Consider the following 15,045-nt stretch of genomic DNA (forward strand, 5'->3'; position numbering starts at 1 on the left):
CCGGTCAGGCGGGAATTAACACTAATTTATTTCTTTTCCTCCGGCACGCCCAGTTCCTTGAGCGCTTCTTGAGCCCGATAGCGCATGAATTCTTCAGGGTCGGATAATAACTTCTTTATGGCCGGGGCGGATTCTTTAGCTTTTAAATTCATCAGGGCGTATACGGCTTCGCCGCGCACTTCGGAGTAGGGGTCGGAGAGCAATTTGGTTATCTCGGGTATGGCTTCTTGGGCGCCGACGCCGCCCAGGATGCTGACGGCGGCGCTGCGAATAATATCGTCCGGGCTTTTGAGCAATTCCAGCATGTCGGAAATAACCGCTTTGCCGCCTAATTTTATAATCGCTCCGTCAAGCATGCTGCCGCAACAACAGGGAACGCGATAGCCGTCTTTCAAGAATTTCACCAGAACCGGCAGGGCTTCTTTGGCGTCGAACGCCGCAAGCTCCCGCGCGGCGACGAGCGGGCCGTCCCAGTCATACCCGGTTTGCATGCCTTTATATTTTTCTATTTGGGCAATCAGCTTGGGGATGCGGATTTCCCGAGGCTCGGGTTTAGGCGGCCGAAACATGCGGGTGCATAAAATGCTGCCGCCGAGGACCGCCAGAAACGTCAGGCCTATGCTTATGCGCAGGAATAGGTTCATTTCTTATTCTCCTCCGGCACCTCGGTGCCCAATTCCTTCAGTGCCGCACGGGCCGCTCTGCGAATATCTTGGTTATTATCTTGTAGTAGTTTAGCAAGATCAGGAATGGCTTCCTTTGCGTCAAGTCGCCACAATGCCTCAATAGCCATGTTACGAACACCAAATATTTCTTTATTCTGTAATAGTTGGATAATATCTGGTATGGACTTTTTAGCGTCAAGTTTCATCAATGCAATAAGAGCCGACTTGCGAACCCTTGAGTCCTTATCTTTCAATAGTGTGGTGATTTCTGGAATAGCCTCCTTAGCGCCAAGGTCATCAAGCAAACCTAATGCCTGCGCAGACAACCCGCGGACCTTTGGATCGTTATCCTGCAATAATCCGGTAATTTCCGGAATTACCTCTTTGGCATTCAGCGCAATAAGGCGTTTAGCAGCACTTTCTTGCTCGCTCCAGCCAGGGCCGGTTGTGATTTGAATCAGAGCTTCTTTTATCCGTTGCCGGCGGGCTTCATCTGCCGGCGGCGAGACGGGCGGGGTAATTTCCACTCCCAGCTCCTTGAGCGCCATCAGGGCCGCATCACGGACGCCTGAGTCCTTATGCTGTAACAATTTAGTAATAGCGGGGATGGCTTCCCTAGCATTAAGGTCAGCAAAAGTATAAATAGCCGTTACTCGCTCATCTCCGTTCGGAATTGTGAGTTGGATCAAAGCTTCTTGTATCTGCATCTGGCGTGATTTACTGATGACTGAGTGCACCCCGGCCGCGATTACGAGTAGTCCGGTCAATAAGATACTCAGCTTCAAGAATATATTCATGCTTACGTTCAACCTGTTCATTTGGACTCGGTGATTTCTATCAGCCAGAATTTGGTGGAGGACGTTTCTCCTGACGCCGTGCTGGCGGTCAGGACGATTACCTTGCCTGTTTCCACGTTCATCCGGCGCGATTGCTCGGAATAACAGCCATCGCTGGCGTCGGTCAGCGTCAGTGACAACGATACCATGGGCTGCTGGTACTGTTCGACTATGAATGAGGCCAGGACCACTTTTTCCACACCGTCATATTCGACCCTGACGGAGCCGAAGGTTCCGGGCTGGCCGTCAAGGACAAGGGTGCGGCCATTTACGACTTTGATATGCTCGCCCGTATCTGTTATCAAGGCCAGCGCTTCAGATAGGTGCTTGCCGACGCATACGGCTGATATCTTGTCGCGCTCTTTCGGGGAGTCGAAGGTGACCAGAGCGGCTTCGACCAGGAACTGTTCCGACGGCTGGTCTGCGGCGCCCAGCTCCCGGAGCGCGCGCCGGGCCGACTGGCGCACATTTGGCTTGGGGTCGTTCAGGAGCTTGGTTATTTCCGGGATAGATTCTTTGGCTTCCAACACGGCAAGGACATAAATGGCGGACCCGCGCACATTAGCATCCGAATCCGACAATAATCCGGTTATGTCCGGAATAGCTTCCTTAGCCTGCAGGTCGCAAATATCCATAAGGGCGCGCAGGCGCGTGCTGCTGTCCGGGATTGATAATGATTTCACGGCTTTTTGTATTAATGCCGCCTTTTCCTGCTCCTGACTGAACTGCTTGCCGGATACGACCATAGCCGCAGACATACAGCCCGGCAATAGTATCATCAAAACCAGCGTAACTGAGATGATTCGTATCATTTTATTAATCCTCTGTGCCCCTGCCTGCGCCAAGGCTTCGGCAAGCAGGTCTGTATCTTTGTGCCTGCCTATACTCCGGGCTCAGGTCTTGGCCGGATAAATGCCTTTCTTGGCCGTATGCCCGGTGACGAAGGCGTCTATCAGGTGCATCATCACGATAATAATCCCAAAGACGATGAGACCCTCTTTTGGGGCCTGGCCTTCTTCAAGAAGCGTCCCCAGCAGTGTCAGCCAGACGAATAAGGCGCCGACTATCTGCAGAACGGCCAGCCCGCGGTGGCCGAGATACCAGTCGCCCAGCCCGGGGAACAGCAGGGACAGGTTGAACGCCTTTCTGGGCGATTTGAACCCGCCTTTGCAGGACTCGCAGGACGGCGGATATTCCTTGACCGGTTCGTAGCAGTAGGGACAGAGGTGTTCCTTGCCCTGGGCCTCGGCCGGGGCCGGCGCCGAGGACAGGCCGGCGCTCATATCCTGTATCAGTTTCTGGATGAACTTGCGGTCGCGGTTGGGCAGGTTGGAGAATATTATTTCCTTTTTGTTCCTGAGCCGGACGACGCAGCTGCCGCCCAAGAAGGAGCGGTAGACCTTTTCAATGCGCTGGTATTGGAGCTGGCTCCGCAAGTCCCTGGGCTGGTTCGAGGTGTTAACGCTCATCAGGATGATGCGCCTGGTGGTGAAAATCACGGCCATACGGCTGATGAAATGCGACATCCAGCCGACAAAGTAGGCCTCCAGGAACGAATAATCGGTCCCCCAGGTGACGAAGTAGACCTTTTCGTCGGACTTGAGCATTAGCCTGAGTTTTTCGTCTATGCCTTTGAGCAGTTTGAGCTTCTTTTTGGAGTGGCGCCGGGCGAAGAAGCCGGAGTTATCGAAGACCTTGTCGAAGAGGTACGGCATCGAGTGCGACTTGAGCTCCAGCAACTGCTGGAACTTCTTGGCCGATTGGATGGTTGTTTCGTCCATAGAATAAGGCCTTTCTCTTAGTCGCTGTTAGTCATCCCGACACCGAAAGCCTTCGGGGGCGGGAGGGCGTTAGAGCTACTGTCTCCCTTTAGGGACAGCGACTTATTAGGGACAGTTCGAACACAATGAGTTACTGTCCCTTATCCCGTCTATTCCGACGGGAGATCCCGCGTATTCCCGCGGGATAAAAACCTTTAATCACGAATAATCACGAAGAAGATAATACTTTTTAGCCACTGATATTCACGGATTAATATTATTTAGTAAGAAAAAGATAATATCTTTCTTTTTAGGATTTACCACGCCTGCCTGCCTCCGGCAGGAATTAGCACGAAATTATATTTACGTTTTATGAAAGCCAATCTTTGGTTTGGGCGGTTCTTCGGGAGTTTCCATCAATTGCCTGATGGCGTCAAAGACCACCCGGAACTGGGCGTCGTATTTCTTTTCCAGCCCTTCGAGCTTGCGGGCCAGTTCTTTGTGCGTTGAGAGTATCTGGCGCAGTTTCACGAACGCCCGCATTATGGCGATGTTTACCTGGATGGCTCTTTCGCTGTTCAAAACGCTGGAAAGCATAGCCACTCCCTGTTCGGTAAAGGCGTAAGGCTGGTATTTAACGTGTTTGCCTCTGGCTGAACCTTCACCTTTTAAGGTCACAGTTTGTGACCTTAAAGGTTGCGCCTCTGGCCAGGTTAATTGGAACATGAAGTCTTCGGGAAACCTGGTAATATTGCGTTTTACCGCCTGGATTAATACCTTCGCTCCAACGCCATAAAGCTTGGCTAAATGAGTACTGAGCATTACCTTATGACCACGTATCAGGAATATCTTCTGCTCGATTATTTCCGCGGGTATCAAGTGGGTCATAATTTACACCATCGGCAAAGGCTGTTTTATTTCCCGGATTTTTTGTTACACTCGCTTATCATTGTGCGCATCTGGCCGGAGGATTCGCCGTCGGGTTTGTAATCCAAATAACGCTGGGCGTTCTGGGCGGCTTCCTTGAGGTTGCCTTTCTGGTAGTGACAGCAGGCCAGGCCCTGGTAGGCGCTGGTGGTATCCGGTTTCGACTGCAGGACGTTGTTGTAATCGTTGATGGCTTTGTCGAATTCGTTGGTGTTGTAGTAAGAGGCGGCCCGGGTGATGCCGGCGCCGGTGTCCCTGGGGTTGAGCCTGAGCGCCGCGGAAGTATCTTCGATGGCACGGACGTAGTCTTTTTTGCTATAATAGAGCGAGGCCCGGTTGGCATAAGCGCCGACGTTTTTGGGGTTGAGTTTGATGGCCTCATTCAGGTCTTTGATGGCCTGGTCTATCTGGCCGAGGGCGGCGTAACAGACGCCCCGGTTCGTATAGGCCTCGTAGTTGCTGGGGTCGACCTTGATGGCCTGGTCAAAGAGCTCGAGGGCCTGTTGGTAATCGCGCTGTCCGGCCGCGTTGATGGCCTCGGCCATAAACTTGTAGGCCTGCTCCTTGTTGGGCTTCGGCTTGGACTGGCTGGTGATGCCGGCCTGTTTTAGTTTGGCCAGCAATTCCTTGGCCGGGGCGAAATCGGGGTCGAGCCTGAGTATCAGCTCGACAACCCGCAGGGACATCCTCAGGTAACGCCGGTTGTAGCAGTCGTTGGCCAGCTTCATCAGCTCGGCGCACTGGGCGGCGCGGGCCTGGCGCAGTTCTTTGCCGGCGGTATCGACCCGGTCCAGCGCCCGGTTGGCCCGGCTGAGCAGGTCCTGCTCTTCCTTGGAAAGCTGGTGGCGCTGGCCGGAAAGCGACTTGCGGCAGAGCCGGTAGTTTTCCACGGCCCGGGTCTTTTGGCCGGTCTTCTCGCAGCATTCGGCCAGCTTGAACATAGCTTCGGGGAAATCGGGCTGGTATTCCAAAGCCCGTTCGAACTTGCGGGCGGCTTCGGCGAAATCGTTGTCCTTGGCGGCTTTGATGCCGGCTTTGTAGAACATTTCGGACAGCTCTTTGTCGTCATCGGCAGCCAGGGCGGGGATTAATGCGGCCAGGCAGAGAATCGATATAACCGTTATTCTGGTAAGCATTCCCGGCAGTATAATAAATTAATAAAATACGTCAAGAGAAGAATTATAAGTTAAGCCACAGATTACACGGATTAATACTTTTTAGCACGAACAGGACAATATTTTTTTAGCCACGCCTGCCCGAACTGACGGCCGGTCAGGCGGGGATATGCACGGATTAATACTGTTTAGTACGAAAGCTCGAAGCGGCACTAGCCCAGCCACCCATGTGGCTGGATAAGAAACTCTAATCCCGACAAGTCGGGAAAGAGGTCGAACTGCCATTAACCCAGTGCAAATATTATTAAGCCTGTTTTTTGCACTGGATAAGACCCGCTAACTCGCTATTGCTCGAAGCGGCTCTAATAAATCTTGACCACCCAATAGCCAAATGTTATAGAGTTGTGAAATGAGAATAGTATTTGCGGGCAGTTCAGGGCTGGCGGTGCCGTGTTTGAAGGCGTTGGCTGGCGCCGAGGGCCACGAGTTAGTCGGGATAATCACCCAGCCGGACCGGCCTAAGGGACGGGGCTTGAAGGAGTCGCAGACGCCGGTTAAGCAGGCGGCTTTGGAATCGCCGGCGCTGGCAGACCTGATATACCAGCCGGAATCCATTAACTACCCGGTTTTTATCGATACCCTGGCCGAACTGAAGCCGGACATTATGGCCGTGGTGGCTTACGGCCAGAAGCTGTCCCGTCCGTTGCTGGAACTGGCGCCGCAGGGTTGCGTCAATATGCATCCGTCGCTGTTGCCCAAGTACCGGGGCGCGGCTCCGGTCAATCACGCCATCTGGCAGGGCGAAACGGTTACAGGCGTGACGATATTCAGGCTGGCCGAGAAGATGGACGCCGGCCCGATTATCAGCCAGGCCAAGACGGATATCGGGAACAACGAGACGGCTCCAGAGCTGGCTGAACGGCTGTCGCGCCTGGGCGCGGAACTATTGGTCAAGGCGATAGACGCTATGGCCGGCGGGCGGGCTTCGTTCCGGGCGCAGGACGATTCCCAGGCGACGCTGGCCCGCAAGTTCAAGAAAACCGACGGGCTGGTGGATTGGAACCGGACGGCCCTGGCAATCTATAACCAGTTCCGGGCGCTGAAGCCCTGGCCCGGGACGTATACCGGCTGGAATAATTCGCACGTAGAAATTGACGGGGCGCAATTAATATCGCAAGATGCCTCGGACGGACAGCCCGGGCAGGTGGCTTCGATAACCGAAGACTGCATTTCGGTCTGGGCGCATCCCGGGATTATCGGCATTACCCGGCTGAAGCCGGCCGGGCATAAGGAGCTGAACGCCCGCGAGTTCGTCAACGGTTACCGGATTAAGACCGGCGACAGATTAGGACACCAATGAAAAAGAAGCTGACTAACCTAGTATTATGGCTCAATAACGCCTTGAGGGTCCGTAAGAATTTCCGGCCGGAAGAGGTGATGCTGGTGTTTTCGCACTGCCTGCAGAATTCGGAATGCAACCAGAAGATAGTGGCCAGCCTGAGCAACTGCAAGCGCTGCGGCGAGTGCCCGGTCAGCGGGATAATCGAGCTGAGCCAGCGTTACGGGGTGCAATGCGCGGCCGCCTCGGGCGGAGAGATGGCGCTGGAGAAGGTCAGCCCCAAAGGGGTCAAGGCGGTGCTGGCCATCGCCTGCGAGAAGGAGCTGGCCGCCGGAGTCAAGGCGATTTATCCCAAGCCGGTCGTGGCCGTGCGCAATACCCGGCCCAAAGGACCGTGCAAGGACTGCCAGGTGGACCTGAGCGCGGTTGAAGACGGATTGAAGAAGGTCATCACTCCGGAGAAGAAAACGGGCAAGGGCAAATCCTGAACCGGACCTACCTATTACTGGCTGCCCCGACTGACTGAACCAGGTAGTAAGACAGCCGTGCCAGATGCGAGGTCATATCTATATCCAGCACCTTGACGCCGGCCGGGACGTTGAGCCGGATAGGCGCGAAGTTAAGAATGGTTTTTACGCCCGCATCCACCAAGGCGTCAGTGATATCCTGCGCGGCTGTCGCCGGCACGGTCAGGATTCCGATTTTGACGTGGGAACCGCTGAGTTCCTGCGGTATCTTGGCGATATCCTTTATTTTGATTCGGCCGGCCGACTTGCCGATTTTGGACGGCTGGTTATCGAAGATGCGGGTGATTTTGAATCCCTGGGCGTGCAGCCCGGCATAACCGATGAGCGCCCGGCCCAGGTTGCCCACGCCGACCAGCGCGACTTCCCAGTCGCGGTTGATTCCGAGTATGGATTTTATCTGCTTGGTCAGGTCGGCCACGCTGTAGCCCTTGCCCGGCGTGCCGAATTGGCCGAAATAAGTCAGGTCTTTGCGGATTTGGGCGGCTGAACAGCCGGTCAGCAGCGATAATTCGTCGGAAGAAGTCACCCGGGCGTCGTGCTGGTTGATGCTCGACGCCACGCCGGCGTGCCGGTGCAGGTCAATCAGAGCGCGGTGATAAAGGAATAATCTGCGGACGGCGTCTTCGGGTATGTATTGCCGAGATTTCATTCTGGCTCTTCTATGCGGACAGGCCTCGGGAACCGCGCCTTGCTCCGGATAAATTACTTGCTGGGACGGTCGGCATCAGCCGGTTTTTCCGGGGTTATCTCGATGAAAGAGATGGTCACCCGGCGGTTCTCGGATTTCTTGGCGCTCTTGGGGCGGTTCTCGCCGAAACTGCACAGGAACAGCCTGGCCGGATCAACGCCCTGCTCCTCGAAATACAGGACAACCGAAAGGGCCCGGTAAGCGGCCAGCTCGAAATTGGATTTGGTCGTCCAGCGGTTGGCGCTGGATACGATGGGGTCGCTGTCGGTATGGCCGTCAATCCGGATGTAATAATTCGGTTCGCCCTTGAGGACTTCGGCTATCTTATTAAGCGTCTCTTTGGCCGAGGATTTAATGGTTGCTTCGCCGGGCGCAAACAGGACGTCGCCCAGGATATTAATTTTGCCGTCTTCAACCGTAATTCCGGCGATATCGCCGAACTGGAGCTTGTTGATGATTCTTTCCTGCAAGCGGAGCATTGTTTCCTGGTCGATGCGGGCGCCCTGCTTTAGTTTTTCAATGTCAGTCCGGGCGATTTCCAGGTCCAGGTTGGCTTTTCCGCTTTGCTGGGCCATTTCGGCGTTGGCCATTTCCAGGCTCTTGGTATGCTGGGAAAGAGTGGTCATTTCCGAATTGTAACGCTGTTCCAGTTTCCTGTAAGATGACGCGGAAACGCAGCCCTGAACTAATATGCCGCAGATAAGAGTTGCGCCCATAATTTTCCAATATCCTTTTATCATGATTAAATCCTCCGTTCCGCCGAAAAACTAATCGGCGATTATAGTCGGCTGCGATTATTTCTGTTAAGACAGCCTATTAGTAAGTATTTCGGCATTTGCCGCAAAGGGCTTTAATAAATTTATTTCTTGCCGGTCGGAGGAAACTGGTCTTTGATCTCTTTTTCCGACTCGACGCCGAATATACCGTTAAGCGTGCTGCTTAATTCTTTGGTTAAAGTGGCCTTCAGGTTGCTTTTCCCGGAGCTGATGCGCATGATATCAACCAGGAAAGCTCCGGCAAAAATCAGCAGGAAGAAAGCCCCGCCCAGCAGATAAAAGAACATAGGCGGTGTTTTGAATTTGGGGATGGCCGGCGCCATCATCATCGGGAACTGGTCCATAGTAGCGCCCATATCGGACGGAGCGAACCGCTTCATTCTTCCGGCCGGCGCTCCGACTCCTTCGGCCACGGTGGCCGAAACGTCTTCGGCGATTGTTTCGGAGACTTCTTCGGCAATGGTGACGCCTTCGTCAGCCATGCCGGTGTCTTCTTCAAGCGAAGGAACGGTGATTTCGCCGTCAATAAGCATTTCTTCGGTGGCGCCGATATCGCTGGTGGTATCTTCTTCGACAAGCGCGCCGTTGTTGGCGTTAGCGCTGGGGATTTCTATTTCGCCCGGAGGCAGGATGACAGTCGGTTCGACGGATTTGCCCTTGCGGATATCGTCCACGTCGGACCGCTTGAATTTAATCTTATCTGCATCGCGGAAGGCGCGGATTTCGCCTTCGGAGACCATTCTTTTCAATTCGGACTCGTTCAGCTTCAGTTCCTTGAGAACGTCTTCAAACAGATAAAAATCATCTTTTGCCATAGAAATTCCTTATTTAGGGGCATCTTTGCTGTCACGGTATTTCTTTGTTTCATCCCGCACTTCGGCCGGAGTCAAATCCCTGGCTTTGGCTTTAAAAGAAAACGCCGAGGGCAGGTCCATATCATACTCAATATCCCGGGCGGCTTTGTATCTTATGGTATCTTCGTTGGTGTATTCATAAATAGCCAGGGTATTGGTTTTGGCGTTAAGCACCCAGAGGATATTATTTTCGCTGCGGGTCTGGGTGGCAATGGCGATGTAATCGCCGGCCGCCCCGGAAAGGGCGTCGGTTTTGGCTGCTGCCGCAGCCATCTTTGCCGGCAGCTGGAAGAAAGCCAGCATTACGATGACGCCAACTAAGATTCCGATAACCGTATAAAGCGCTGCCTGGTTATTCTTCATAAAACACCTCCTTGAAATATACCCGGTTATGTTAGGTTATCCTGATAAAGTGTCAAGAAAAATTAAGTTCCATTTTGCACAATCCGCTCAATATCAAATACCGAGTCAAACGACAGCCGTCGATACGATGACCAGAAAAGAGGTTCTATTTAAATATATCCTGATTTTCAGGTGCGGACCGTCAAGCGCACGGATGTTTATAGATTGTGGAAAATAGGGTAGATAGGCCCTATCAGGCGGAAAAAATTACCGGCCCGCCCTAAAACACCTCGGTAAAAATACAAATCATAATTATTTATTTAATATGAGGTTATATCAAATTTGCCGTAAAATCATTAATTTATCGTTGTGCCGGGCACGGCTTTTGCGCTGTATATATAATAGACTATGTAATAATACCCCTCTCCGGAGTCCTTGGGCTAATAGTGGTGCAGAACCCGTAGCCTAAGGCTCTGCAATCATTCCCGGCTCTGGTGCAAACCGGAGTCGGGTTTTTTATTGGCCTTTTGCTTTTATCAGGTATTTGTCAACCTGGGCGTGGTTAAGAGGAGATATCCCCGTCTGTTCGTCTTTTTCATCCGAATCCCGGGTAATGATAACCGTGGCTTTTTGTCCGTTGTCCGGCATGTCGGAATAACGCGCCGTTAAGGCCGCGGCCAATTCCACGTTGCTCGGATTAAGGTCACCCCGCAGTATAGTCACCGGGCCGACGAAATCCTTGATCTCCATCAGCAAATCACCCGATTGTTTGCGCAGGGTCAGAACTTTATTGTCCTGCTCATCCCGCCCGATAACCGCTTTGGTGTTTGCGTCAATCCTGAAATGGCGGCCGTTCTTCAGAAGAAGAAAATCGTTAGTCGTCGGTGATTTCGAATATTTGAGCAGGTCGCGAACCCGGCTGCTGAAACCCGGGTCGGTCAACAGGCAACCGCCGGCCGGGCAGGGGTAATCCTTCATTTTAAACATCTCGGCCAGGGCCATCTGGGGCTTACGGGAACGGCCTTTTATGTTCAACAACTTGGCCCGGTCAATCCAGCCTGATTTTTCGGGGATGGTGGGTTCGAGCAGTCCGGCCGAAAGCGGCCTTAGAATCAAACCTTGCAGGCCGGTTTCCTTTTCAATCAGGTCAAGGGCTCTTCTATGCTGAGACATGGGCCGCTGCCCAAGCACCTCGCCGGTAACCAGAAAAGACGCGCCCGACTCCCGCATATACCGTCCGGCCGTGCTGAGCATGTTGATGCGGCAGTCTATGCAGGGATTCATATTGCTGCCGTAGCCGTGGCGAGGATTTTTGACTATTTCAAGAAACGAGTCGTTGCTGTTTATGTTTTTTATGGGCACGTTAAAGACAGACTTGAGCTCGTTTGCTTCTGAGAGACATCCGGACTTGGAGGTGTCGCACTGGCAAAACATGGTGGTGAAATGCAGGGCTTCGACTTCAATGCCCTGCTCCAGCATCAACTTAACGGCCAGCAGACTGTCCAGCCCTCCGGATAATAAAACTAGTGCTTTCATGAATAAACGATGATAAAATGGCGCAGCAGAAAAGTCAAATTAATTGACTTTTATCTCAGGTGGTGTTTAGATAATGCGATAATTTAATGAAAGAAATTATCAGCCGTAATCTGGCAAAGACCAAAGAGCGAATTTGCCGGGCGGCAGAACGTTCCGGAAAGGATTCGTCGGAAATCACGCTGGTGGCGGTGACCAAGACACAAAGCGTGGATAAAATAAAGGCCCTGGGCGAATTGGGTCATAAAAATATCGGCGAAAACCGGGTTCAGGAAGGGGTCGAGAAAGCTATTCAGTTGTCCGGTTATGATTTCAAGTACCACCTAATCGGACACCTGCAAACCAATAAAGTTAAAAAGGCCCTGGCAGTGTTCGGGATGTTTCATTCCCTGGACAGCGTCCGGCTGGCCGAGGCGATAGAAAAAGAGGCTCGGGCTTTGAACCGCCGAATTGAAACGCTCATAGAAGTGAACGTGAGCGGCGAAGAAACCAAGCAGGGCGTGAGCCCGGCTGATTTACCGGATTTTTACCGGAAGGTTTTAAGCCTCAGGTCCGGCCAAACCGGAATTGTTGTGACCGGACTTATGACAATGGCGCCGCTGATAAAACCGGGCGGATCCGCAGAAGAGTCGCGCCCGCACTTTAAAAGGCTGAAAGAAATGTTCGAGGAGTTGAAGGCCGGAGCATCCGGCGAAAACCGGGACGAGTTAAAATATCTTTCGATGGGCATGAGCCAGGATTACGAAACCGCGGTTGAAGAGGGCGCGAATATCCTGCGTGTGGGCACAGCTTTATTCGAAGGAGTCTGATATGCCAAAACTAGTCATCGAAAAAGGACCCAATAAAGGCGAGACATTCACGCTGACCTCGCAGTTCAAATCCGTTATTATCGGCCGGGAGTCGTCCGCCCATCTAAAACTTTCCGATACCATGACCTCGCGGCTTCATTTCAAGGTGGAATCACGAACCGACGGCTATTACGTTATAGACACCGGGAGCATGAACGGGACCTTTGTCAACGGTAAACGAGTTGAGGAAAAAATACTCAAAATTGGAGACATGGTTCAAGTCGGCGAAACTTTAATCTCTTTCATCGGCGACAAGCTTGACCGAGTCGATGATCGGGAAGGCGAAATAATCGGCGGCTACAAAATTATCGAAAGGGTCGGCCGGGGCGGCATGGGTACAGTCTATAAAGCAACCCAGATATCCCTGAACCGGATTGTCGCCCTTAAACTTCTTTCCGAAGAAATGGTCAAGGATAAAAATTTCATCAATCTTTTCGTGGACGAGGCGCGCTCAGCCGCCCAGCTTAACCATCCGAACATTGTCCAGGTTTACGATGTCGGCCGGACCGCCAACGAGGTGTATTATTTCTCGATGGAATACCTGCCGGGAGGAAGCGTTCAGGAAATATTGTCCAAGGAGAAAAAGTTGTCTCCGGTAAAAGCGGCGAAAATCGCCCTGGACGCAGCCAAAGGGCTTGAATATGCTGAAAAGAAAGGCATCGTGCACCGTGACATCAAGCCTGACAATTTAATGGTCGCCGAAGACGGCAATATTAAAATAGGAGATTTAGGACTGGCTAAAAGCCTGCGGACCCCCTCCAGAAACGAACTGGAAGGCAGCGTAATGGGCACGCCGCACTACCTTGCCCCGGAACAGGCCCAGGGAAAACCGGTCGATCATCGTGCGGATATTTACGCGCTGGGCTCAACATATTACCGCATGCTGGCCGGCGTTACCCCTTACACCGGCAGTTCGGTCAAAGAGATTATCATAAAAAAACTCAGGGAAAACCCGGTGCCGCTGAAGCAAATTTCACCCAGCACGCCAGACGAGGTGGTGGCTATAGTTGAAAAGATGATGCAGCGCGAAGCCGCTGACAGATACCAAAGCGCCACCCAGATTATCCCGGAACTGGCCAAACTGATTAACGCCGGAGAAACACCAAGCGAAAGAAAATCCTCGGCTAAAAAAGAAACGGCCATCAGGTCGACGGCAAAATCTTCCAAAATGATTTATGCTATTATCGCGGCCGTAGTGCTAGTTGGTCTGATTGCCATTTTCGCACTCATTAACAAAAAACCCGCGGGCAATACAAATCCCGTCGGCGGTAATAAACCACCGGTAATAGATAAAACCTCTTCGGAATTACAGCAAAAATTAGCCAGCCAGTATTTAAGGGAGGCACAGTCTTACGAACAAGACCAGCTTAATCCGGACAATCCGGGAGCAATCCAGCACAATATCGCTTTGTATGAGCGTATTCCCAAAGAGTGTCCCAATTCCACTCTGGTCAGCCAGGCAAATGCCAACATCGCCCGGCTCAAAGAAACACTCCACCAACTTAATCTAAAGTTAGAAAAGAAGAAGTTTGAAAATGAAGGGCAGGAAACATTCAACGCACTCAATAAAAATATCGAACAAAAGCTAAATGAAATTATAAGAGCGCTTAACACGGCCGATGTCTCTTCTCTCATTGACGGTTTTTCGGAAGAGTTAAACCAGATGTCCGAAAAATACACCAACACACCGGCTGCGGAACAGGCTAAAAACCGCAAGAATGAGCTGGACGAATGGTATACTCGCTTCAGCCGGGCCGAAGAAGAGTACACCAAGATAGAAAAGGAAGTTCGGGAGCACGTTCGCAATAAGCATTTTAACTTGGGGCTGAAACTGGCCCAGAATTTTCCCAAAAACCCCAATTATAAAAATACTATTTACGACAAAATGGCGGATGACCTGATCCTGTATGTGGAAAAGGAAACGGAGATAGCTTTTGGTTACCTGCTGACCCAGGTTGACGACCTGCTAAACAAGAAGTCATTTACCGAGGCCAAGAATGTATTAACCACCGCGTCTGATTCATTCGGGATTCCCCTTCTGGAAAGCAAAATCAAAGAAAAAATCCAGCAGATTAACGCACTGCTTGAAGAGCAAGCCATAACAAATCTATCGGAAGACCGTAAAAAGGATGAGGCTAAATTCCCGCCATTGTTCGTTAACAACCTCTGGTACCTCCAGATAGGCCAATTTCAGAGCATTAACCTGTCGTCGGGAGAATCCCTGTTCAAATCAAAGGAATTCCAGGAACGATGGGAAGAAGCAAAAGAAGCCGTCACGCTGGAAAAAAATATCCTTGAGGAATTTGTCACACGGCTAAAAGACTCACGGATGAATGCCCGCCTGTTCCGCGGTAAATACCTTCAGACGGCTGATGAAAAAGGGTTAATGACCTCGATTGACACTAACCCGACATCGCCTAATACGATGGTTTTCAAATGGGAAGACGTGACCGCCCAGGAATGGTATACTTTGATCCGGGCTGGCTGGGGCTTAAGTAAAAAAAACGAGCTTGAACTGGGCGTGCTCTGCCTGAGGCGCGGCTACATGGAAAAGGAAGCGAGCGAATGCTTTGCTAACGCCCTGACCGATTCCAAGCTGGAACAAACCGCCGTTAAGTACCAGAAAATGATTAAGGCAGACAAAAAAAACCGCACTAAAGAAGCGGAGGCCATATTCAACTATGGCGCTAAGCTTCTCAACGAGAAAAAGAATTCTGAAGCATTAATTGCTTTCTCCCTGATAAAATCCCGTTACAGTGACACCAAGTTTTACAAGGCTAACGAACAATCCATCAAGAGCAATATCCAGCAAAGCAAACAACCGCACTGATACGT

Annotated in this window: 15 protein-coding genes; 4 read left to right on the top strand and 11 right to left on the bottom strand. The window is 51.9% G+C overall.

Going from position 1 to position 15,045, the window contains the following annotated elements:
- Positions 1 to 26 precede the first annotated feature (26 nt).
- The 6 genes from WC980_04180 to WC980_04205 form a co-directional block, all read right to left on the bottom strand.
- Positions 27 to 644 carry a HEAT repeat domain-containing protein gene (locus tag WC980_04180; protein MFA5794246.1) on the bottom strand — a complete coding sequence of 206 codons (618 nt, stop codon included), beginning with the start codon at positions 642 to 644 and terminating at the stop codon, positions 27 to 29.
- Positions 641 to 1,462, bottom strand: coding sequence for a HEAT repeat domain-containing protein (locus WC980_04185; protein MFA5794247.1), 822 nt, complete (start codon positions 1,460 to 1,462; stop codon positions 641 to 643). The genes WC980_04180 and WC980_04185 overlap by 4 nt, the downstream gene beginning before the upstream one ends.
- Before the next feature lie 17 nt (positions 1,463 to 1,479).
- Positions 1,480 to 2,313 (bottom strand): HEAT repeat domain-containing protein, encoded by an 834-nt coding sequence (locus WC980_04190; GenBank protein ID MFA5794248.1) that lies wholly within the window; start codon positions 2,311 to 2,313, stop codon positions 1,480 to 1,482.
- An 81-nt stretch (positions 2,314 to 2,394) separates the two neighbouring features.
- Positions 2,395 to 3,282: a hypothetical protein gene (locus WC980_04195; GenBank protein ID MFA5794249.1), complete on the bottom strand. Its 888-nt coding sequence runs from the start codon at positions 3,280 to 3,282 to the stop codon at positions 2,395 to 2,397.
- A gap of 342 nt (positions 3,283 to 3,624) precedes the next feature.
- Positions 3,625 to 4,149: an ORF6N domain-containing protein gene (locus WC980_04200; protein MFA5794250.1), complete on the bottom strand. Its 525-nt coding sequence runs from the start codon at positions 4,147 to 4,149 to the stop codon at positions 3,625 to 3,627.
- Positions 4,150 to 4,175: 26 nt separating this feature from the next.
- Complete coding sequence (locus tag WC980_04205) at positions 4,176 to 5,324, bottom strand: tetratricopeptide repeat protein (GenBank protein ID MFA5794251.1); 1,149 nt, start codon at positions 5,322 to 5,324, stop codon at positions 4,176 to 4,178.
- A gap of 388 nt (positions 5,325 to 5,712) precedes the next feature.
- Here WC980_04205 and fmt point away from each other — a divergent pair, with 388 nt between their 5' ends.
- Positions 5,713 to 6,663: a methionyl-tRNA formyltransferase gene (gene fmt / locus WC980_04210; GenBank protein ID MFA5794252.1), complete on the top strand. Its 951-nt coding sequence runs from the start codon at positions 5,713 to 5,715 to the stop codon at positions 6,661 to 6,663.
- Positions 6,660 to 7,130: a DUF116 domain-containing protein gene (locus WC980_04215; protein MFA5794253.1), complete on the top strand. Its 471-nt coding sequence runs from the start codon at positions 6,660 to 6,662 to the stop codon at positions 7,128 to 7,130. The genes fmt and WC980_04215 overlap by 4 nt, the downstream gene beginning before the upstream one ends.
- A gap of 7 nt (positions 7,131 to 7,137) precedes the next feature.
- Here the strand turns inward: WC980_04215 and WC980_04220 are convergent, their stop codons facing one another.
- From WC980_04220 to WC980_04240, 5 genes are all read right to left on the bottom strand, one after another.
- A complete protein-coding gene (locus WC980_04220) occupies positions 7,138 to 7,818 on the bottom strand; it encodes a redox-sensing transcriptional repressor Rex (protein ID MFA5794254.1) in 681 nt (226 codons plus the stop codon).
- A 53-nt stretch (positions 7,819 to 7,871) separates the two neighbouring features.
- A complete protein-coding gene (locus tag WC980_04225) occupies positions 7,872 to 8,597 on the bottom strand; it encodes an OmpA family protein (GenBank protein ID MFA5794255.1) in 726 nt (241 codons plus the stop codon).
- Between the two features lie 119 nt (positions 8,598 to 8,716).
- On the bottom strand, positions 8,717 to 9,448 hold the full coding sequence (locus WC980_04230; GenBank protein ID MFA5794256.1) for a helix-turn-helix domain-containing protein: 732 nt from the start codon (positions 9,446 to 9,448) through the stop codon (positions 8,717 to 8,719).
- A 9-nt stretch (positions 9,449 to 9,457) separates the two neighbouring features.
- Positions 9,458 to 9,850, bottom strand: a complete 393-nt coding sequence (locus tag WC980_04235; protein ID MFA5794257.1) for a hypothetical protein — start codon at positions 9,848 to 9,850, stop codon at positions 9,458 to 9,460.
- A 495-nt stretch (positions 9,851 to 10,345) separates the two neighbouring features.
- Positions 10,346 to 11,365, bottom strand: coding sequence for a hypothetical protein (locus WC980_04240; protein ID MFA5794258.1), 1,020 nt, complete (start codon positions 11,363 to 11,365; stop codon positions 10,346 to 10,348).
- A gap of 86 nt (positions 11,366 to 11,451) precedes the next feature.
- On the opposite strand from WC980_04240, the gene WC980_04245 reads away from it, so the two are divergent.
- Both WC980_04245 and WC980_04250 read left to right on the top strand, forming a co-directional pair.
- Positions 11,452 to 12,171, top strand: a complete 720-nt coding sequence (locus WC980_04245) for a YggS family pyridoxal phosphate-dependent enzyme (protein MFA5794259.1) — start codon at positions 11,452 to 11,454, stop codon at positions 12,169 to 12,171.
- A 1-nt stretch (position 12,172) separates the two neighbouring features.
- Positions 12,173 to 15,040, top strand: coding sequence for an FHA domain-containing serine/threonine-protein kinase (locus WC980_04250; protein MFA5794260.1), 2,868 nt, complete (start codon positions 12,173 to 12,175; stop codon positions 15,038 to 15,040).
- The last annotated feature ends 5 nt before the right edge of the window (positions 15,041 to 15,045 follow it).

The organism is Candidatus Brocadiia bacterium (genome assembly GCA_041658285.1).
GTDB lineage: Bacteria > Planctomycetota > MHYJ01 > JACQXL01 > JACQXL01 > JBBAAP01.